Below are 20,022 nucleotides of genomic sequence, written 5' to 3'. Positions count from 1 at the left end.
CGACGGGCAAGGGGCCTCCCCGCCGGCCGGCACCGCACCCCGGAGCCCGGGCCCGCCGACCGCGGCCGGAGGGCTCAGGGGGCCCCGGGCAGGCTCACGAAGACCAGGGCCGAGACCAGGAGCAGCAGGGCGCCCGTGATCACGGTCGCCGCGGCGGCCCAGCGGGCCCAGGCCCGGGTGGCGGCGTTGCCCCGGAACAGCGCCACGGCCCCGGCGAGCACGGCCAGGGCGCTCAGGCCGCCCGCCGCGGTCACCTCGCCCGTGTACATGCTAATCTCCCCCTGGTTGCGCACCGTCGGGATCCCGCCCACGAAGAACCAGCCGAAGAGCTGGAGGAGCCGGGTGTTGAGGGCGACCAGGGCGAACAGCATCAGTCCGATGACGCTGAAGGTCTCGGCGGAGAACAGCCCGCCCGTCGCGGGGGCCGTCCCCATCGGTGTGCCCGCGAGGAAGGCGTCGCCCGCCCCGGTGTCCGGGGAGGAGGCCTCGGTCGCGGTGTCCGTGGAGGGGGCCGCGGCGGACTCGTCCGCGGGGGAGGAGCGGTCGGCGGGGTTCTTGTCTTCTGGAGAGGTACTCACGGCGCCAAAAATACCGCGCGCGTATCCCGGTTCGGAGGGGAGATAACACACGCTCCGTGGCCACTTTCGGCCATATCGTGATCAGTCGCCCGTTCCGCTGCTCGAAGGGCGAAGCCGGGGCCCGGCTCCCGGAGGGCCGGGCCCCGTGCCCGGGCGGTCATCCCGTCGGCATCATGGGGGGCTGCTGCGCCACCCCGGCCGGTACCTGGAGATAGGTCAGGACCGCCACGACCACGAGCAGCAGGCCCGTGATCAGGACGGCCGAGGCGGTCCAGCGAGCCCAGTCCCGGGTCCCGGTACCGGAGAGGACGAGGGCGAGGGCGGCCGTGAGCGCGCTGGCCGCGGCCAGCGTGCCGCTGACGGTGATCTGCGTGTTGAGCTGGGCCACCTGCGCCACGGTCACGGGCTGGTCGCCGATGGAGCTCACGGTCGTGAGCAGCCCGATCAGCTGGCCGGAGAACATGGTGATGGCGAGAAGGAACAGGGCGACCAGGCCGAAGGTCTCCGTGGAGAGCACGCCCCCGGGTCGGGGGTCGGCCATGAAGGCGGACTCCTCGGCGGCCTCCGCCTCCGTGGCCTCGTCGTGTTCCACGGCCTCGCCGGGCTCGTCGGTCTCTGGGCTGTGGTCGGTCGGGCCGGTGTTTTCCAGTGAGGTGCTCAAGCGGCCAACGTACCCGTGGCCCGGCGTAAAGGGCACCTAAGGCTCTCTCCCGGCCGGCGCGCGCCCCTGGACGGTGGCCGCGGTCAGCCCCGAGCCGGCGTACCGGCCGCCCCGGAGGTTCGGACCGAAGCACACGCTGATCGCTTCCGGCGGCATCAGGGCCGGCCGCCTCCGGCGTCACGGCTGACTCGCGGGTCCGCGAGAAGGGAGCCGGGAGAGGAGGCGGGTGCGGCGCGCATACCGTGACCGCCCCCGGCCCCGCCGTGGCCGGCCGCCCGTTCCCATAAAACAATCACACGTGCTTGTTTTATCGTGTGGTCGGTGTCACGCTCGTGTCCATGACTGCGACACCGGTGCCCCCGCTGCGGGTCGGGAACGCCTCCGGCTTCTACGGAGACCGCTTCTCCGCCATCCACGAGATGCTCACCGAGGGACCCCTGGACGTCCTCACCGGTGACTACCTGGCCGAACTGACCATGGCCATCCTCGGCCGCGACCAGCTCGGCGACCCCGGCCGCGGCTACGCCCGCACCTTCCTGCGGCAGATGCGCGACAGCCTGGAACTGATCATGGAGCGCCGGATCCGCGTGGTCACCAACGCGGGCGGCCTCAACCCGCGCGGGCTCGCCGACAGGCTCACCGAGCTCGCCGAGGGACTCGGCCTCGAACCGCGCATCGCCTGTGTGACCGGCGACGACCTCATCGACCGGGCCGAGGAGCTGGGCCTCGGCTCCCCGCTGACCGCCAACGCCTACCTGGGCGCCTTCGGTATCGCCGCGTGCCTGGACGCGGGCGCCGACATCGTCGTCACCGGCCGTGTCACCGACGCCTCCCTGGCCGTGGGCCCCGCCGCCTCCCACTTCGGATGGTCCCCCGACGACCTGGACGCCCTGGCCGGGGCCACCGTCGCGGGACACGTCATCGAGTGCGGCACCCAGGCCACCGGCGGCAACTACGCCCCGCCGGCCGGGAAGCGGGACGAGGTGGGCGATCCGGACCGCCCCGGCTTCCCGCTCGCGGAGATCCACGCGGACGGCAGCGCGGTCATCACCAAGCACCCCGGCAGCGGCGGCGCCGTCACCACGGGGACCGTCACCGCCCAGCTCGTCTACGAGGTCTCCGGGCCCCGCTACGCCGGTCCCGACGTCACCGCCCGCCTGGACACCGTCCGCCTCACGCAGGAGGGGCCCGACCGCGTCCTGCTCAGCGGGGCGCGCGGAGAGGAGCCGCCCGCCGACCTCAAGGTGGGCCTGACCAACATCACCGGCTTCCGCAACGAGGTCGAGTTCCTTGTCCCCGGGCTGGACGCCGAGGCCAAGGCCGCACTGGCCGAGCGCCAGCTGCGCGCCGGGCTGGCCGCGCGCGAGCCGCAGGACCTGCGCTTCACGTTCGTGCCCGCCGAGGACCCCCACGGCCCGACCCAGGACGCGGCCACCGCCCGGCTGCGCGTGGTCGCCCGCGACCACGACCCCGCCGCCATCGGACGCTCCTTCGGCGCGGCCGCCGTGGAACTGGCCCTGGGCAGCTACGCCGGTTTCCACCTCACCGCGCCGCCGCGCGACGCCCGGCCCGACGGGGTCGCCGCCACCCACGTCCTCGTGCCCGCCACCGAGGTGGAGCACACCGCGATCCTCCCCGACGGCCGGCGGATGGCCATCGCACCCGCGCCCCGCACCCGCGACCTGGCCGAGGTCCCCGAACCCCCGCTGCCCGAGCCCCTGCCGGAGGGCCCCACCCGGTCCGCGCCCCTCGGCCTGGTCCTGGGCGCGCGCAGCGGCGACAAGGGCGCCGACGCCAACCTGGGCGTGTGGGCGGACACCGATCCGGCGTGGCGGTGGCTGGCCACCACCCTCACCGCCGACCTGCTGCGCGAGCTGCTCCCCGAGACCGCCGACCTGAGGGTCACCCGGTACCTGCTGCCCCACCTGCGCGCCGCCAACTTCTGGATCGAGGGCATGCTCGCCCCCGGCACCGCCCGACGCGAGGGAGCCGATCCGCAGGCCAAGGGGCTGGGGGAGTGGCTGCGCGCGCGGAGGGCGCCGGTCCCCGAGGCGCTGCTGCCGGAGGTGGAGCGGCCGTGAGCACCCTGGGAACCCGGCTCGACACCGCCTCGCCCGACTTCGCGCGGTCCCGCGAGGCCATGCTCGCCAAACTCGCCGAGATCGACGCCGAACACGCCAAGGCCATGGCCGGAGGCGGCGAGCGCTACGTGGAGCGCCACCGCGCCCGGGGCGGGCTGCTGGCCCGCGAGCGGATCGAACTCCTCCTGGACGAGGGCAGCCCCTTCCTGGAACTGTCGCCGCTCGCCGCGTGGGGCAGCGACTTCCACGTGGGCGCCGGCGTCGTCACCGGCGTGGGCGTCGTCTCCGGCGTGGAGTGCGTGCTGGTGGCCAACGACCCCACGGTGCGCGGCGGATCCAGCAACCCGTGGACCCTGAAGAAGTCCGCGCGGGCCGCGGAGATCGCCGAGCACAACCGGATGCCGCTGATCAGCCTGGTGGAGTCCGGCGGCGCCGACCTGCCCACCCAGAAGGAGATCTTCATCCCCGGGGGCCGCACCTTCCGCGACCTGACCCGCCTGTCCGCCGCCGGGATCCCCACGATCGCCCTGGTCTTCGGCAACTCCACGGCCGGAGGCGCCTACGTCCCCGGCATGAGCGACCACGTGGTCATGGTGCGCGATCGCTCCAAGGTGTTCCTGGGCGGTCCGCCGCTGGTCAGGGCCGCCACGGGGGAGGAGAGCGACGACGAGTCGCTGGGCGGCGCGCGCATGCACGCCGAGGTGTCCGGGCTCGCCGACCACCTGGCCGAGGACGAATGCGACGCGATCCGTATCGGTAGGCGCGTCGTCGCCCGGCTCAACCACCGCAAGGAGGGCCCCGGGCCGAAGGCGGGCGCCCGCGCGCCCCTCCACGACCCCGAGGACCTGCTCGGCGTCATGCCGCCCGACCTCAAGGTGCCCGTGGACCCGCGCGAGATCATCGCCCGGATCGTGGACGGCTCGGAGTTCGACGAGTTCAAGCCCTCCTACGGCGGCGGTCTGGTCACCGGCTGGGCGAACCTGCACGGCTACCCCGTCGGCGTCCTGGCCAACGGCAACGGCGTGCTGTTCAGCGCCGAGGCCCAGAAGGCCGCCCAGTTCATCCAGCTCGCCAACCGCGCCGACACCCCGCTGGTGTTCCTGCACAACACCACCGGCTACATGGTCGGCCGCGAGTACGAGCAGGGCGGCATCATCAAACACGGCTCGATGATGATCAACGCCGTCTCCAACAGCACCGTCCCGCACTTCTCGGTGCTCGTGGGCGCCTCCTACGGCGCCGGCCACTACGGGATGTGCGGGCGGGCCTACGACCCCCGCTTCCTGTTCGCCTGGCCCAGCGCGCGCTCCGCCGTCATGGGTCCCCGGCAGCTCGCCGAGGTCCTGTCCATCGTCGCCCGCCAGTCCGCGGCCAGGAAGGGACAGCCCTACGACGAGGAACAGGACGCCGCGGTCCGGGAGATGGTCGAGAACCAGATCGAGGCCGAGTCGCTGCCGCTGTTCCTGTCCGGGCGGGTCTACGACGACGGCGTCATCGACCCCCGCGACACCCGTACCGTCCTGGGGCTGTGCCTGTCCCACGCCCACAACGCGCCCGTCCGCGGCACCGACCGCTTCGGCGTCTTCCGGATGTGAGCGGAGAGGAAACCTTGAACGACGTGCCCTTCACCACGGGCCGGGAAGGGGGGCCGCCCGCCGCCCACCGGCCCGTCGCCTCCCTCCTGGTCGCCAACCGGGGCGAGATCGCCCGCCGGATCATGCGCACCTGCCGCCGCCTCGGCGTCACCACGGTCGCGGTCCACGCCCCCGGCGAGGAGGCCGCCGCGCACGTGGCCGAGGCCGACACCGCCGTGCGCCTGCCCGTCCCCGACGGGCGCGGACCCGTGGACGCCTACCTCGACCCCCGCGCCGTGGTCGGGGCCGCCCTCGCCGCCGGCGCCGACGCCGTCCACCCCGGCTACGGCTTCCTGTCCGAGAACCCCGGCCTGGCCCGCGCCGTCACCGGCGCCGGACTCACCTGGGTCGGCCCCGCCGCCGAGGCCGTCGAACGCATGGGGGCCAAGACCCGTGCCAAGCGGATCGCCCGCGAGGCCGGGGTGCCCGTCGCCGACGCCCTCGCCCCCGAGGACGTGCGCGCCGAACACCTGCCCGTGCTGGTCAAGGCCGTCTCCGGGGGAGGCGGGCGCGGCATGCGCGTGGTCCGCGACCTCGCCGACCTGCCCTCCGAGGCGGACGCCGCCCGCGCCGAGGCGGCCTCCGCCTTCGGCGACCCGGCCGTGTTCTGCGAGCCCTACGTCCCACGGGGCCGCCACGTCGAGGTGCAGGTCCTGGCCGACGCCCACGGCACCGTCTGGACACTGGGCGAGCGCGACTGCTCCGTCCAGCGCCGCCACCAGAAGGTCATCGAGGAGACCCCCGCCCCCGGCCTGCCCGACCCCCTGCGCCGGCGCCTGTACGAGGCCGCCCGCCGCATGGCCCGCGCCATCGACTACACCGGAGCCGGAACCGCCGAGTTCCTCGTGCCCGTCTCCGCTGGGGGCTTCGGTGATCCCGTCTTCCTGGAGATGAACACCCGCCTCCAGGTCGAGCACCCCGTCACCGAGTGCGTCACCGGGCTGGACCTGGTCGAGTGGCAGATCCGGATCGCCGAGGGAGAGCCCCTGCCCGAGGGCGGCCCGCCCGCGCCGCGCGGCCACGCCGTCGAGGCCCGCCTGTACGCCGAGGACCCCCGGGAGGAGTGGCGCCCCCGCACCGGCACCCTGCACGCCTTCGACGTCCCCGCCGCCACCGCCCGGTTCGCGCCCCTCACCGCTCCCGGGGTGCGCCTGGACAGCGGCGTCGAGCCCGGCGACACCGTCGGCACCGACTTCGACCCCCTGCTCGCCAAGGTCGTCGCCCACGGGCACGACCGCCGCGACGCGGTCCGCCGCCTGGCCTCCGCCCTGGCCACCGCGCGCGTCCACGGGGTGGGCACCAACCGCGACCTGCTCGTACGGACGCTGCGCGACCCCGCGTTCGGGGCGGCCCAGAGCCGTCCCGAGCAACTGCACACCGGCTACCTGGACGGCGGGCGGCGCACCGAACTGGCCCGGCCCCTGGCCGGCCCCGCCACCGAGCGCCTGGCCGCGCTGGCCGCGTCCCTGGCCGCCGCCGAGGACGCCCGTACCGGCGCCACCGTCCCCGCCGGCATCCCCGCCAACTGGCGCAACCTGGCCTCCCAGCCGCACGTGCGCCGGCACGTCGTCGCGGGGGGAGGGGAGGTCACCACCGCCTACCGCGCCCTCCGGGGCGCCTACCTGCCGGAACAGGACGGGGTCCGCGTGCTCTCGGCCGCGCCCGGGCTGGTGGTCCTGGAGGAGCACGGCCTGCGCCGCGCCTTCCACGTCCACCGCGGCGGCGGCGACGTCCACGTCGACTCGCCCCTGGGGCCGGTCACCCTCACCCCCGTCGACCCCCTCCCCGAACCCGAGGCCGCGGTCGACCCCGGCGCCCTGCCCGCGCCCATGCCGGGCACCGTCACCGCCGTGGACGTCGCCGTGGGGGACCGGGTCGCCGAGGGCCAGACCCTGCTGCGCATGGAAGCCATGAAGATGGAGCACCGCGTCACCGCCCCCGCCGCCGGTGCCGTCCGGGAGATCCCGGTCGCGGCGGGGCAGAGGGTGCCCGCCGGGGCACCCCTCGCCGTACTCGACTACGAAGGGGTCCGAACGTGACCGGTGCCATGACCTTCAACGAACCCGCCGAGCGCGTCGAACTGCGCGCCGCCGTGTCCGCGTTCGCCGCCGGGTACGGGCCCGACTACTACCGGGACAGGGCCCGGGAGGGCGCCTACCTCACCGACCTGTGGCGCGAGGCCGGCAAGCTCGGCTACCTGGGCGTCAACATCCCCGAGGAGTACGGCGGCGGGGGCGGCGGCATCGGCGACCTGGCCGCGGTCCTGGAGGAGCTCGGCGCCGCCGGGTGCCCCACCCTGATGATGGTGGTCTCACCGGCCATCTGCGGCACCGTCCTGTCGCGCTTCGGCACCCCCGACCAGCAGCGGCGCTGGCTGCCCGGACTGGCCACGGGCGAGACGATCATGGCCTTCGCCATCACCGAGCCCGACGCGGGCTCCAACGCGCACCGCATCACCACCACCGCGCGCCGCGACGGCGACGGCTGGGTCCTCAACGGCCGCAAGACCTTCATCTCGGGCGTGGACGTCGCCGACGCCGTCCTCGTCGTCGGCCGGGTGCAGGACGAGGACACCGGGCGCCTGTCCGCCGCGCTGTTCGTGGTGTCCACCGACACCCCCGGATTCGAGGCCCGCCGGATCGAGATGGACCTGGTCAGCCCCGACCACCAGTTCCAGCTCTTCATGGACGACGCGCGCCTGCCCGCCGACGCCCTGGTCGGCGACCCCGAGGCCGGGCTCCTCCAGCTCTTCGCGGGGCTCAACCCCGAGCGCGTCATGGCCGCGTCCCTGGCCACAGGCAGTGCCCGCTACGCCCTGGACAGGGCCGTCGCCTACGCCAAGGAGAGGAGGGTGTGGCGCGACACCCCCATCGGCGCCCACCAGGGGCTGGCCCACCCGCTGGCACAGGTCAAGATCGAGCTGGAGCAGGCCCGGCTGATGACCCAGCACGCGGCGCTCCGCTACGATTCCGGCGACGACGCGGGAGCCGGGGAGGCGGCCAACATGGCCAAGTACGCCGCCGCCGAGGCGTGCGTGCGCGCGGTCGACCAGGCCGTGCAGACCCTCGGGGGCAACGGCCTGGCCAGCGAGTACGGCCTGGGGTCGGCGATCGCCGCCGCCCGCCTGGCGCGCATCGCCCCGGTGAGCCGGGAGATGGTGCTCAACTACGTGGCGCAGCAGTCCCTCGGCCTGCCCAAGTCGTACTGACCGGAGGAACCCCGCCGCGGACGCCCGCAGGAGCGTCCGCGCGGTGTAGTGGGGAGAGGCGACACGTGGACACCGGGGCCGACCGCGAGCCGCGCCAGGAGCGCAGCCGCGCCACCCGCGCCCGACTGCTGGAGGCCGCCGTGGCCTGCCTGGCCGAACACGGCGCGGCCGGTGCCACCGTGGGCGCGGTGGCACGGCGGGCCGGGGTGTCCCGGGGCGCGGCCCAGCACCACTTCCCCACCCGTGAGGACCTGTTCCTGGCCGCGCTGCGGCACATGCTCGACAGCAGGGGAGAGGAGCTGCGGCGCGGTGCGGCCGCCGTCCCCGAGGGGCCGGGGCGCACCGAGGCGGTCGTGCAGATGGTCGTGGACGCGTTCACCGGCGTGGACTTTCGGGCCGCCCTCCAACTGTGGTCGGCGGCCGCGAGCGACCCGGTCCTGCGCGAGCGGATCATCCCCATGGAGGAGCGGATGGGCCGGGAGGTCCACCGGTCCGCCGTGGCGCTGCTGGACGTGGACGAGACGGTGCCCGGGGTCCGCGAGACCGTACAGGCGACCCTGGACCTGGCGCGCGGCCTGGGACTGGCCAACCTGCTCACCGACGACGAGCCCCGGCGGCGCCGGATCGTGCGCCAGTGGGCGCGCACACTCGACGAGCAGCTCGGGGAGCGGACCGGCTGAACCGGCTACCTAGACGGTACGGAGCGTGTCTATGATCGAAGCAGCGGGCGCGGGCCCGCCGAACGTGTCATCGGGGACGGAGAAGGCGGTGCGAGGGTGAGTGCGGATGCGGGCAGGGATCTCCCGGGCCTGGCCAAGCGGGCACTGGACGCCTTCGCGGAGAGCGCCTCGCGCCGCAGGGACCGCGACGCCCTGATGGACAACGCCTTCGCCGCGCTCTTCGACCTGTACCGTGCGACCTCCTCCGCCCACCGGCGCTCCCCGGGAGGGCGGAACTTCAGCGCCACCCTGGCCGAGCTGCTGACGAGCGGCAACAACCCCGACCGGCTCAGCCTGTACGTGATCCGCAGCCAGACCGCGGCCGAGAACGGCCGGCACGAGGCCTACCGACCCGCCTGCTGGCGCCGGTCCATGCTGGAGCTGCTCGGCGAGGAGTTCGTGCCCTGGCGGGACTTCCTGCGCCCCGGCGACCTGGAGGCCATCCAGCGCGTGGACGAGGCCCTCGTCGAGGTGGCGGGCAGCGCCCGTCCGGTCAACGAGGAGGAGATCCCCGCCTGGGTGCCCGAGTCGCACTGGTGGTGGTGGGAGCCCGCCCGCCAGCGCGGCGAGGAGGCGCCGGAGCGACACGGCAGCGGCTCCCTGGACGCGGTCGGCGACTGAGCGCCGGACCGGTGGGCGCCGGGCCCCAGGCACGGGCCCGGGGTCGGGCGACCGGGTACCGGCAGGGGTGGCACCCGCCTTCCTCCGGGGGCCGGGAGGAGTGTCAGGCCACGCCCCTGATCCGCCACACCAGCGCCCCGCCCAACAGGCTGAGCAGTCCGCACACGGCGTACAGGACCGGGTATCCGCCCAGGTGGACGACGATCGGACCGGCCAGGGCCGGGCCGATCACCTGGGGGCCGGCGCTGGCGATGTTGACGATCCCCAGGTCCTTGGCGCGGCCTCCGGCATCCGGCAGGACCTCGGTGACCAGGGCGTTGTCCACGGACAGGTAGACGCCGAAGCCGACCCCCAGCACCGCCGCGCACGCCAGGACCACCGTCCACGTGGGGAAGGCGGCGAGCAGGAACGCGGGTACGGCCGCCACCGCACCCGCCAGGCACACCATGCCCCGGCGGCGGCCGATGCGGTCCGAGACCAGCCCGGCGACCACGGTCGTGGCCACGACCGCCGCCGTGTAGACGGAGATGAGCACCAGGAGGCCGTCCGCGGCGGAGGACCCGGGGAACAACTCCTCGTAACCCACCTCGTCGGTCAGGAAGTAGAGCAGGTAGAGGGTGGCCATGGCGTTGCCCGTCTGCATGAGGAAACGGGTCAGCCACGCCCATCCGAAGTCGGGGTACCGGCGCGGGGACACCCACATGCCGCGCACGAACGCGCTCCAGGATGGGCGCGCCTCGCGGGGCAGCGGGGGATCGGGCGCCAGCAGCGCGAACGGCAGGGCGCAGGCGATGGTCAGCACGCCGACGAGGGCGTAGCCGGGGGCCGTGCCCGTGACCACCACGGTCACCAGCAGCACCGCGACCACCACTCCCGCCGACTGCGGTATGCCGATCCACCCGGAGACCACACCGCGCTGGCGGACGGGCACGCGGTCGGGCACGGCGGCGAGCAGGGTCGCGTTCAGGCAGGACAGTGCGGCCTGTACGAACGACCACCCCAGCAGCACGCCGAGGACGCCGTCCTGCCGGCCGAGGACCACCAGGCCCAGGCCGCCCAGGACCGCACCGGCCAGGATCCACGGGCGGCGCCGCCCGAACCGGCCGGTGGTGCGGTCCGACAGCGCCCCGGCCAGCGGGGTGGCCAGGGTGGCGCAGGCCGCGCCCACGCCGGTCACCCAGGCCAGGGTGGTCTCCTTGGAGCCCGGGTCGAGCAGGCCGACCTGCTCGGGCAGCAGGACCTGGAGGGGGCCGAAGAAGGCCACCCACATACCCAGGTTGGCCAGGCTGATCCCGGCCACCCACATGCGGCGGACGGGGCGTGTGGGCTCGGCGAGCGCCTCGGGGACGCCGGGCCGGTGCCGTGGCGGTGGGCCGGGGGAGGGCGGTGGCGCCGGGGGTGTGCGCACGTGTGACCTGCCTAACATGAATTTGTCTCATGTTAGGGCGATCGCGTGGACGGCGAAAGTCCCGCCGGGGGACGGCTCGCACGGTGCGGCGCGCCGCCGGGCCGGGGCGTGCCCGCGGGCGGAGCCGGCGCGCCCCTGCATGTAGTCAAGTTTGACCAGTGGTCGGGGAAGGGCCTACCCTCGCAGGTAATCAAACTTGACTAATAGGAGGCGCACGTGGCCGGAACGGACACCGCGCGAGCCGGCGGCGGAGCGGACGGGGCCGCCGGGCGGCGGGGGCCGGAGGCGGCCGGGACGCGGGCCAACGAGACGACCGTGCCCGTGCTGCCGTGCGTCTCGGCCGAGGCCACCCTGGAGTTCTACCGTGCGCTCGGCTTCGAGGTCACCCACGAGCAGACCAGGCCCTACCTGTACCTGGCGCTGCGCTGGAGCGGCTTCGACCTGCACTACGGCCGCACCCCGAAGGAGCTGGACCCCGCCCGGGAGAACAGCGGCGGCTGCCTGGTCATGGTCGACGCGGTCGCGCCCTACCACGCCGCCCTCACCCGGGCCATGCGCCGGGCCTACGGCAGGGTCCTGGCGAAGGGGCTGCCGCGCCTCACCCGGTACCGGCCCGGCGCCAGCCGCTTCACGCTGATGGACCCGTCGGGCAACTCGATCATCTTCATCCAGCGCGACGAGCCCGGGAAACCGGAGTACGGCGGTTCCAAGGGACTCGACGGGCTCGCCCGCGTCCTGGACGACGCACGGACCCTGCGCGACTTCAAGACCGACGACCCCGCCGCCTTCCGGCGGATCCGCTCCGGCCTGCGCAGGCACGGCGACACCGCCCCCGCCGCGGACCGGGCGCTGGCGCTGGTCATGCTGATCGAGCTCGCGGTCGCCCTCGGGGAGGACGACCGCGTCGGGGAGTGGCGGGCGGACCTGGACGCGATCGAGCTCACCGGACCGGAGCTGCGCAGGGTCGAGGGCGAACTGCGCAACGCCTCCGACCTGCGGCAGTGGCTCCGAGGGGAGGCCGGGGAGCCGGACGTGGACTGAGGTGGCCGCCGCCCGGCCGCCTCAGGGGGAGGGTGCCGCGCCCGGATGCTCCTCCGCGAGGACGCCCTCGTAGGGCCTGCCGCCCTCACCGGCGAAGGAGTAGGCGCCGCCCTCGATCCGCCGGATCAGCGCGCGTGTCCACTCCGCGTCCGCCTCCGCCGAGTGCACCCACATGTCCATGATCTCGCCGATGTGGCCCATCTGGCCGGGCCCCTCCTCCGGCGTGTAGTACCCGACCACCCCGCGGCGCCACTCCTCCAGGCCCTCGACGCGCCGCCCGAGCAGCTCGACCGCCTCCTCCCGGGACAGGTCGACGATGAAGCCGAGGCCCGCCGAGAGCACGTCCAGCCGCTCGCCGTACGAGGACACCGCCGCGCGCAGCAGGGCGAAGTACTCCCGAGTGCCCGCCTCGGTGACCTCGTACTCGGTCCGGGGCGGCCCTCCGGCGGTGGACGGCGCGACCTCGTGGGCGTGCAGCAGGCCCTGTCCGGCCATCTGCTTGAGCGCGTGGTAGATCGACCCCGGCTTGGCGCTGGACCACTCGTGCGCGCCCCACAGCTCCAGGTCGCCGCGTACCTGGTAGCCGTGCGCACGCCCGTGCAGGCGGACCGCTCCCAGGACCAGCAGCCGGATGGCCGACATCCGCAACCCCTCACGCGTGATCTCCGCTGTTGGACTGCGACGAGGATATCCCCGCGCGGAGGAGGCCGGCACGGGCCGTCAGCCTCGCCCGGGTGCCGGGTCGCCCTGGCGCGCGTGCTCGGCGCCCAGCGCGATCGGCGCCGACAGCCACTCGTCGCGCAGCCCGAACGCGTCCACCAGCTGCACGGCGTAGGGCCGCAGTCCCCGGCACAGGTCGTTCACCGCCTGCGTGACCGCCTTGGCCCTGTTCGTGGACAGGCGCTCGTGCTCCAGGAACCAGGCGCGGTCCTCCTCCACCACCGACATCACGTACAGGTCGCACAGCCGGTTGAGCAGCTTGGCCGTCGAGGTGTCGCCGCAGCGGTCGATCCCCGCCACGAACGCCTCCAGCACCACCCGGTCCATGTGCGCGCGGCCCGCGGTGAGCACGTGGTCCTGGGCGCGGTTGAACGTCTCGAAGGCGTCGTTGCCGTCCTTCCCGGACCTGCGCAGCCGTGCGGCCAGCCCCTCGACGACGTGCTTCTCGCGGTCCTCCAGCAGCTCCAGCTGCCAGCCCCGGTTGTACAGGCCGGCCTCTTCCCCGCGTCCCGGGGCGGCCGCGACGAGCCGGTCGATCAGCGGGATCGCGGCGGTGCGCTCGATGACCGTCTCGAAGACCTTGCCCGCCATGAAGCGGACCAGTCCCAACTGGTCCAGGTCGCCGAACGAGTCCTGGAAGTTGGTCAGCAGGCTCTTGGTGAGCTGCTGCATCAGGACCGTGTTGTCGCCCTCGAACGTGGTGAAGATGTCGGAGTCGGCCTTGAGCTGCGGAATGCGGTTCTCCGCCATGTACCCGGCGCCGCCGCACGCCTCGCGACACATCTGGATGGTCCTGGTGGCGTGCCAGGTGGCCACCGCCTTGAGCCCGGCCGCCCGCGACTCCAGCTCCCGCTGGGCGCGGTCGTCGTGCTCGGAGGACAGGGACAGGTCGTGCAGGCGGGTCACCAGCTCCTCCTGCGCGAAGTGCAGCGCGTAGGTGCGGGCCAGCGCGGGCAGCAGCTTGCGCTGGTGCGCCAGGTAGTCCAGGACGCGCACCTCGCGCTCGGGCTCCCCGTCGGTCCCGGGACGCCCGAACTGGCGGCGGGTGTCGCCGTAGCGCACCGCGATGGCCAGCGCGGCCTTGGTGGCGGTGCCCGAGCCGCCCGCGACGCTGATCCGGCCGCGGACGAGCGTGCCGAGCATGGTGAAGAAGCGCCGGTTCTTGCTCTCGATGGGGCTGGAGTAGGTGCCGTCGGGAGCCACGTCCCCGTACCGGTTGAGCAGGTTGGCGCGCGGCACCCGGACGTGGTCGAACTCCAGGCGGCCGTTGTCCACTCCGTTGAGCCCGGCCTTGACGCCGCAGTCCCCGATGCGCACGCCCGGCATGGGCTCGCCCCGCCCGTCGCGGATCGGGACCATCAGGGCGTGCACGCCGTGCTCCTCGCCGTCGGCGTTGAGCTGGGCGAAGACCACCGCCATGCGGCCGTCGCGCGCGGCGTTGCCGATGTAGTCCTTGCGCGCCGACTCGTCGGGCGTGTGGACCACGAACTCCTCGGCCCCGGGGTCGTAGGTGGCCGTGGTGCGCAGGCTCTGCACGTCCGAGCCGTGGCCGGTCTCGGTCATCGCGAAGCAGCCGGGCAGTTCCAGCGACATCACGTCGGGCAGGTACTCGGTGTGGTGGCGTTCTGTGCCCAGGGCGCTGATCGCCCCGCCGAACAGCCCCCACTGCACGCCCATCTTCACCATGAGGGACAGGTCGTTGACCATCATCTCGAAGCCGACCACGGAGGCTCCGACGTCGCCGCGGCCGCCCACCGACTCGGGAAAGCCGTAGGTGGGCAGGCCGCTCTTGGCCAGGGCCTCGAGCTGGGCGAGGGTGCGGGCGCGGTGCTCCTCCACCGACAGCCCGTGGACGGGGGCGAACAGCTCTCCCCGGAGGACGTCGCGGGCCTGCTCGCGCACGTGGGCCCAGCGTCCGTCGAGGAGGCCGCGCAGTTCGGCCTCGTCCAACCGCAGTGCCTGTTCGGTCATGTGGTCCCCCTGTTGGTCCTCGTCGGCGCGGCCCTGTCCCCGTGACTACCACCGCCGGCGGAGCGGAAACGGCGCGGACACGCCCGGGCCGCGGATACACGACCAACGGTAGGGGCAGGAGCGGCGAGGTCCCGATCCCCGCCGGACGGTTGAGCCGTCTCCACCTGAGGTAGTCCAGTCACCGGGCCTCCGTGTGAACGGAGCCGGGTACGCCGTAGTCGACGAAGCAAGGGGAGACCGTGGAACAGCGCACGCCCGAGGTGCCGGACGACCGGGCACGGGTGCTCCTGGCCGGATGGTTCTCGTTCGTGGACGGGGAGGCCACGGCGGGCGACGTCGGGGCGGTGGAGGCGGTCTCGGCCGCGCTGCGAAGGGACGGTGTCGTCCACGACGTCGCGTGGAGCCCCGGGTTCCGCTCTGAGGGGCCCTCCCTCGGCGAGGTGGACCCGTCCGCCTACTCGCACCTGGTCTTCGTGTGCGGCCCGGTCAGCGGACGCCAGGTCGAGGACCTCCACCGGACCTTCGCGTCCTGCCGGCGGATCGCGGTCGGCGTGTCCGTGACCGATCCCCGCTCCCCGGCCTTCCTCGGCTTCCACACCGTGCTGTCCCGCGACGGAGCGGGGGAGGAGTCGCGGCGCGACCTCGCCGCGGGCGCCCCCGCGGGCCCTTCGGTACCGGTCGTGGGAGTGGCCACCGCGCCGGGCCAGGGCGAGTACCGGGACCGGTCGGCCCACGCGGGTGTGCACCGGTCCCTGGAGAGGTGGCTGGTGACCAAGGACTGCGCGCGCGTGCCGGTCGACACCCGGCTGGACACGTCCGACTGGCTCCACTGCGCCGAACCGCACCAGTTCGACGCCCTGGTGCGCCGGATGGACCTGGTGGTGACCACCCGTCTGCACGGACTGGTGCTGGCCCTGCGCAACGGGGTTCCCGCCCTGGTGGTGGACCCCGTCGCGGGCGGTGCCAAGGTCGCGGCCCAGGGCCGGGTCTGGGACTGGCCGGTGGAGACGGTCCGCCACCCGGAGGAGGAGCTCGACCCCGGGCGCCTGGACCGGCTCTGGAAGTGGTGTCTGGGCTCCGGCCCCCAGGAGGCCCGGTCCCGGTCGGGCGACCTCGGCTCACCGCTGGTCGGCGCGTTGTCGGAGGCCCTGCGGGCACACCCGAACGGCCGTGGCCGCGCCTGACGGCGGCCACCGCACGGCTTCGGGCGCGCGGTCAGACCGCCAGCGGGGCGGGCACGGGTTCCCCCGCGGGAGCGTCGGCGCGCACACGGTGCAGGAGGTCGTCCAGGGACAGGCCGAGCGCGGTGGCGATCGACGCGACCGTGAAGAACGCCGGGGTGGGGATGCGCCCGCCCTCGATCTTGCGCAGGGTCTCGACCGAGATCCCGGCCCGGTGCGCGACGTCGACCATCGTGCGCTCCCCGCGGGCCTGCCGGAGCAGGCCCCCCAGGAGGCGGCCGCGCTCGATCTGCTCTGCGGTCAGCGGTTCTCGAACCATGGGGGGATTCTAGCCGCTCCGCGTCGGCGGCCCGTGGGAGTAGCGGTACGGCCCCCGGCGTGGGGCGCGGGACGCGCCGAGAGCGTCAGGGGCCGACGGGGTGGAACCCGGGACCTCTCCGGCGAGGCCGGGGCCACGCGCACGGCCGGGCGGGTGCCCACCGCCTCCCGGGCGGACCTCACGCCAGCCCCGGAACGGCCAGCTCCAGGCTGCCGTCGTCGGCGTCGAGCAGCGCCGGGACCCCCAGCGGCACGGTGAGCTGGGCCGAGCAGTGCCCGAACTCCAGACCCCACAGCACCGGCACCCCCAGCGGCTCCAGGCGGTCGCGCATCAGTGCGGCGATCATCCCCGGATCGGGCGGGCAGTCGGTCCACGTGCCCAGGGCCACCCCGGCCACCCCGTCCATCCATCCCGTGCGCAGCAGGTGGGTGAGCATCCGGTCGAGGCGGGCCACGTCCTCGCCGATGTCCTCCAGCAGCAGGATGCCCCCCGACGCCGACAGGCGGCTGTGCGGAGTGGCCAGGCCGTCGTTGAGCAGGCTCAGGTTCCCGCCGAAGGTCACGCCCTCGGCCCGGCCAGGCACCAGCGCGTGCGCGCCCGGCGAGGTCAGCAGGACCCGCCGCTCGGGGTGGAACAGCGTGGTGCGCAGTTCCTCCTGGGCCGCCGCGTCGCCCACGAAGTAGCGGGTGCCGACCACCGGCCCGTGCACCGTGGCCACCCCGAGCTCCACCGCGAACGCCTCGTGCACCGCGGTGACGTCGCTGAACCCGATCAGCGCCTTGGGGCCGGCCCCGCGCATCGCGTCGAAGTCCAGCAGGTCCAGTGTCCGGTGCGCCCCGTCGCCGCCGCGCACGCAGAACACCGCGTCCACGTTCGGATCGCACCAGGCCGCCTGCAGGTCGGCGGCCCGTGTGGCGTCCGCTCCGGCAAGGTAGGGCAGTCGCGGATGCCGCTCGCGCACGTGCGGGGCCGGTTCCACCTCCAGGCCCCAGCCGCGCAGTGCCTCCACCGCCGCGTCCAGCTGCTCCGCCGGGACCGGGCTGCACGGGGCGACCAGCCGTACCCGGTCGCCCTTCCGCAGCCGGGGCGGTCGGACCAGCTCCGGCACACCCCGCGGACGCGGAGCCCGAACCGCCGCGTCCGCCACCTCGGTCATCGCCTCTCCCACGCTGCGCCCTCCATGATCGTCCGCGTCGCCCGACACGGACACCGCCTTCGCGGCCCGGTCACCAGGACCGCCAGTTTCCCAGCCGAGCGGGGATCCGAGCGTTCAGGCGCGCAGGAACGTGTCCAGAACCCGCACGCCGAACCGCAGCCCTTCCAGCGGTACCCGCTCGTCCACGCCGTGCAGCAGGTTCGTGTAGTCCAGCCCCTCGGGCTGCGCCAGGGGGGAGAAGCCGTAGCACTCGATGCCGAGCCGGGCGAACACCTTGGCGTCCGTGCCCCCGGCCAGGCACACCGGCACCACGTGGGCGCCGGGGTCGTGGAACAGCAGGGCCTCGCTCAGAGCCGCGAAGGAGGGGGAGTCCACCGGCGCGACCACGGAGGGCGAACCGTGCGCGTACTCCCAGGTCACATGGTCGCCGGTGAGCTCGTCCATGGTGGCGGCGAACTGCTCCTCGCCACCGGGCAGCACCCGGCCGTCCACGCTCGCGACGGCCTCGCCGGGCACCACGTTCACCTTGTACCCGGCCGAGAGCATGGTGGGCGTCGCGCCGTTGCGGGTGGTCGGACCGATCAGCGGCGCGGCCGTCCCCAGCTTCTCCACCAGGGCGGCCACCGTCTCGTCGGTGTCGGTGTCGCCGGGCACGCGCTCGATCTCCAGGGCGGCGGCGATCGCGTCGATCGACGCCCGCGTGACGGGGGTCAGGTACAGCGGCCACTCGTGGCGGTTGATGCGGGCGACGGCCTCGGCCAGGGCACCGACCGCGTTGTCGCCCGGAGGCCGGGACCCGTGCCCGGCCGTGCCCCGGGCGCGCAGGGTCAGCCAGGCGCTGCCGCGCTCGGCCGCGCCCACCGGGTACAGGCGCACCGGCTTCCCGGAGGCGCTGTGGGCGTGGATGGTCTCCCCGCCGCCCTCGCCGATCGCGGTGGTGCAGCCCTCGAACAGCCCGGGATGCTCACGGACCAGGTAGTCGGCCCCGTAGGCGGCGCTGTCCTCCTCGTCGGCGACGAACGCCAGCACGATGTCGCGCCGGGGCCGCAGGCCGTGCCGCGCCCAGTGGCGCACCACGGCGGTGACCATGGCGATGGAGTTCTTCATGTCCACCGAACCGCGCCCCCACAGGGCGGGCACGCCGGTGACGGGGCAGTCGGCGATCTCCCCGGCGAAGGGCGGCACCGTCCAGTCGGCGGCGTCGGCGGGCACCACGTCCAGGTGGCCGTGCACCAGCAGCGCGGGCGCGGTGGGGTCGGTGCCGGGCACGCGGACGACCACGTTCGCGCGCCGGGGGGCCGACTCCAGGATCCGGGGATCCAGTCCGGCGTCGCCGAGCGCCTCCGCGACGTACTCGGCGGCGGCGCGTTCGTCGCCCCGGCCGCCCCCGTGGTTGGTGGAGTCGCGGCGGACGAGTCCGCGGGCCAGCCGGACGGCGTCCTCCCCGGCCGCCGCGAGGTCGTCGGTCCGACCGGGAAAGGAGGTGGCGGTGTGGCCCACGTGCGCGGCCTCGCTCTCGACTGCAGGATGTCAGGGAAGGAGGGGAGCGTGGTGACGCGCTGCTCCCCAGCATATTTCTACCAGTTCCGCACGGGGTGCCCGGGCATTGCGCGGGTGGCGGGCCGCCGTTCGGCGGACCGCCGCTCCCCGAGGGGCCGCCGCCCCGGGGAGACCTCAGCCGTAGTTCGCCTCCATGGCGTTGGAGATGAGCGTGGTGACCGCCTTGAAGCAGCGGATCATCTCGTAGGCGTCCGGGGAGACGTAGCGGACCCGCCGCACCCCCACACGCGTGACGCCGGGGACGATGGCGGCGGCCTGGGCGAGCTGGGCGGAGTCGACCTCGACCTCCACGGCCCTGGGAGCCGGCTCGGCGGGGTCCAGGCGCCCGGCCAGCATCATGGCGGCGCGGGCCCCGGCCCGGATGTCCCGTGCGGTCCTGAGCGGGGGACGGCAGCGGGCCGCGTACCGGCTGACGTGGTCCTTGACCGCGACCGTCCGCGCGAACGGGGCGTAGGAGGCGGCGTCCTCGCAGGCGCGGTCGTCCCCGGTCACCAGGATGACGGGGGTGCCGTACTCGGCGACCACGGCGGCGTTGAGGCGGCCCTCCCCGGCGGGCTCGCCGTCCAGCCACACGCCGGTCACCGCGTTGGGCAGGTAGGTGTGGGCGAGGACGCCCTCGTCCCCGGCGCCGCAGTGGTAGCCGAGGAACACCACGCCGTCGCAGTCGCCGGACTGGACGCCCTCGACCATGGACAGCTCCTTGTGCCGCCCGGTGATCATGGTGGCGTCGCCGTTCAGCTCCTCCAGCAGGAGGTTGCGCATGGTCGCGTGCGCCTCGTTGACCAGGACCTCGGTGGCGCCGCCCTCGAACAGTCCCTCGACGGCGGCGTTGACGTCGCTGGTGAACATGGACCGGCAGCGCTGCCACTGCTCGGTGCCGGGCTCGACGTCGGCGGGCCAGGTGACGCCCGTGGCGCCCTCCATGTCCGCGGAGATGAGGATCTTCACCCGCAAGACCCTACGCCCCGTGGCGGGCCGGTACACCTAGGCGGTGTTTCCCTGAGGCTCCGCCGCGCTTCGCCTCGTGCCCGGACGCCGGAGGTGGCCGGCGCCCCCGCCACCCCCGGCGGCACAGGACCGGGTCCACCGAACAGGACCTGGGGCATGTATGGCGGATACTCACCCTGCTGCGCGGCGCCCCAGCGGCACCCTCGCCGCGTTCTC

General features: G+C 74.4%; 17 protein-coding genes. 8 read left to right on the top strand and 9 right to left on the bottom strand.

Annotated elements, in window-relative coordinates; genetic code table 11:
* Positions 1 to 74 precede the first annotated feature (74 nt).
* Both NOSIN_RS14245 and NOSIN_RS14240 read right to left on the bottom strand, forming a co-directional pair.
* Positions 75 to 578 carry a hypothetical protein gene (locus tag NOSIN_RS14245; protein WP_077691214.1) on the bottom strand — a complete coding sequence of 168 codons (504 nt, stop codon included), beginning with the start codon at positions 576 to 578 and terminating at the stop codon, positions 75 to 77.
* A 157-nt stretch (positions 579 to 735) separates the two neighbouring features.
* Complete coding sequence (locus NOSIN_RS14240; RefSeq protein ID WP_269087588.1) at positions 736 to 1,239, bottom strand: hypothetical protein; 504 nt, start codon at positions 1,237 to 1,239, stop codon at positions 736 to 738.
* Between the two features lie 314 nt (positions 1,240 to 1,553).
* Here NOSIN_RS14240 and NOSIN_RS14235 point away from each other — a divergent pair, with 314 nt between their 5' ends.
* The 6 genes from NOSIN_RS14235 to NOSIN_RS14210 all read left to right on the top strand — a co-directional run bounded on the left by NOSIN_RS14235 (position 1,554) and on the right by NOSIN_RS14210 (position 9,502).
* Entirely contained in the window at positions 1,554 to 3,320 is a 1,767-nt protein-coding gene (locus NOSIN_RS14235; RefSeq protein WP_077691213.1) for an acyclic terpene utilization AtuA family protein, read from the top strand.
* Between the two features lie 59 nt (positions 3,321 to 3,379).
* Positions 3,380 to 4,915, top strand: a complete 1,536-nt coding sequence (locus NOSIN_RS14230; RefSeq protein WP_227014834.1) for an acyl-CoA carboxylase subunit beta — start codon at positions 3,380 to 3,382, stop codon at positions 4,913 to 4,915.
* A gap of 23 nt (positions 4,916 to 4,938) precedes the next feature.
* Positions 4,939 to 6,993: an ATP-binding protein gene (locus tag NOSIN_RS14225; protein ID WP_375539664.1), complete on the top strand. Its 2,055-nt coding sequence runs from the start codon at positions 4,939 to 4,941 to the stop codon at positions 6,991 to 6,993.
* Entirely contained in the window at positions 6,990 to 8,162 is a 1,173-nt protein-coding gene (locus tag NOSIN_RS14220; RefSeq protein WP_077691210.1) for an acyl-CoA dehydrogenase family protein, read from the top strand. The genes NOSIN_RS14225 and NOSIN_RS14220 overlap by 4 nt, the downstream gene beginning before the upstream one ends.
* A gap of 65 nt (positions 8,163 to 8,227) precedes the next feature.
* Positions 8,228 to 8,842 (top strand): TetR/AcrR family transcriptional regulator, encoded by a 615-nt coding sequence (locus NOSIN_RS14215; protein ID WP_077691209.1) that lies wholly within the window; start codon positions 8,228 to 8,230, stop codon positions 8,840 to 8,842.
* Positions 8,843 to 8,938: 96 nt separating this feature from the next.
* On the top strand, positions 8,939 to 9,502 hold the full coding sequence (locus NOSIN_RS14210) for a hypothetical protein (RefSeq protein WP_171986596.1): 564 nt from the start codon (positions 8,939 to 8,941) through the stop codon (positions 9,500 to 9,502).
* 103 nt (positions 9,503 to 9,605) lie between these two features.
* Here NOSIN_RS14210 and NOSIN_RS14205 read toward each other — a convergent pair whose 3' ends face one another.
* Complete coding sequence (locus NOSIN_RS14205) at positions 9,606 to 10,910, bottom strand: MFS transporter (RefSeq protein ID WP_236743367.1); 1,305 nt, start codon at positions 10,908 to 10,910, stop codon at positions 9,606 to 9,608.
* Between the two features lie 216 nt (positions 10,911 to 11,126).
* Here NOSIN_RS14205 and NOSIN_RS14200 point away from each other — a divergent pair, with 216 nt between their 5' ends.
* Complete coding sequence (locus NOSIN_RS14200) at positions 11,127 to 11,951, top strand: VOC family protein (RefSeq protein WP_171986595.1); 825 nt, start codon at positions 11,127 to 11,129, stop codon at positions 11,949 to 11,951.
* A 21-nt stretch (positions 11,952 to 11,972) separates the two neighbouring features.
* Here NOSIN_RS14200 and NOSIN_RS14195 read toward each other — a convergent pair whose 3' ends face one another.
* Positions 11,973 to 12,593 carry a PadR family transcriptional regulator gene (locus NOSIN_RS14195; protein WP_077691206.1) on the bottom strand — a complete coding sequence of 207 codons (621 nt, stop codon included), beginning with the start codon at positions 12,591 to 12,593 and terminating at the stop codon, positions 11,973 to 11,975.
* A 78-nt stretch (positions 12,594 to 12,671) separates the two neighbouring features.
* Positions 12,672 to 14,642: an acyl-CoA dehydrogenase family protein gene (locus NOSIN_RS14190; protein ID WP_077691205.1), complete on the bottom strand. Its 1,971-nt coding sequence runs from the start codon at positions 14,640 to 14,642 to the stop codon at positions 12,672 to 12,674.
* Positions 14,643 to 14,881: 239 nt separating this feature from the next.
* Between NOSIN_RS14190 and NOSIN_RS14185 the strand changes: the two genes are divergently transcribed.
* Positions 14,882 to 15,826 (top strand): polysaccharide pyruvyl transferase family protein, encoded by a 945-nt coding sequence (locus NOSIN_RS14185; protein WP_077691204.1) that lies wholly within the window; start codon positions 14,882 to 14,884, stop codon positions 15,824 to 15,826.
* A gap of 31 nt (positions 15,827 to 15,857) precedes the next feature.
* Here NOSIN_RS14185 and NOSIN_RS14180 read toward each other — a convergent pair whose 3' ends face one another.
* The 4 genes from NOSIN_RS14180 to NOSIN_RS14165 form a co-directional block, all read right to left on the bottom strand.
* On the bottom strand, positions 15,858 to 16,142 hold the full coding sequence (locus tag NOSIN_RS14180) for a helix-turn-helix domain-containing protein (protein WP_077691203.1): 285 nt from the start codon (positions 16,140 to 16,142) through the stop codon (positions 15,858 to 15,860).
* A gap of 178 nt (positions 16,143 to 16,320) precedes the next feature.
* Positions 16,321 to 17,298, bottom strand: coding sequence for a S66 peptidase family protein (locus tag NOSIN_RS14175; protein WP_077691202.1), 978 nt, complete (start codon positions 17,296 to 17,298; stop codon positions 16,321 to 16,323).
* Positions 17,299 to 17,412: 114 nt separating this feature from the next.
* Entirely contained in the window at positions 17,413 to 18,798 is a 1,386-nt protein-coding gene (locus NOSIN_RS14170; RefSeq protein WP_077691201.1) for a M20/M25/M40 family metallo-hydrolase, read from the bottom strand.
* 174 nt (positions 18,799 to 18,972) lie between these two features.
* On the bottom strand, positions 18,973 to 19,806 hold the full coding sequence (locus NOSIN_RS14165) for a M55 family metallopeptidase (protein ID WP_077691200.1): 834 nt from the start codon (positions 19,804 to 19,806) through the stop codon (positions 18,973 to 18,975).
* Positions 19,807 to 20,022: the final 216 nt, after the last annotated feature.

The organism is Nocardiopsis sinuspersici, assembly GCF_001998325.1.
GTDB classification, from domain to species: Bacteria; Actinomycetota; Actinomycetes; order Streptosporangiales; family Streptosporangiaceae; genus Nocardiopsis; species Nocardiopsis sinuspersici.
The sequence above is the reverse complement of the archived record's forward strand: the minus strand, read 5'-3'. Positions and strand labels throughout refer to the sequence as shown.

Coding starts and splice junctions, on each gene's coding strand:
- NOSIN_RS14180 (WP_077691203.1), bottom strand. CDS start 16,142: ATGGTTCGAGAACCGCTGACCGCAGAGCAGATCGAGCGCGGCCGCCTC.
- NOSIN_RS14230 (WP_227014834.1), top strand. CDS start 3,380: ATGCTCGCCAAACTCGCCGAGATCGACGCCGAACACGCCAAGGCCATG.
- NOSIN_RS14190 (WP_077691205.1), bottom strand. CDS start 14,642: ATGACCGAACAGGCACTGCGGTTGGACGAGGCCGAACTGCGCGGCCTC.
- NOSIN_RS14175 (WP_077691202.1), bottom strand. CDS start 17,298: ATGACCGAGGTGGCGGACGCGGCGGTTCGGGCTCCGCGTCCGCGGGGT.
- NOSIN_RS14195 (WP_077691206.1), bottom strand. CDS start 12,593: ATGTCGGCCATCCGGCTGCTGGTCCTGGGAGCGGTCCGCCTGCACGGG.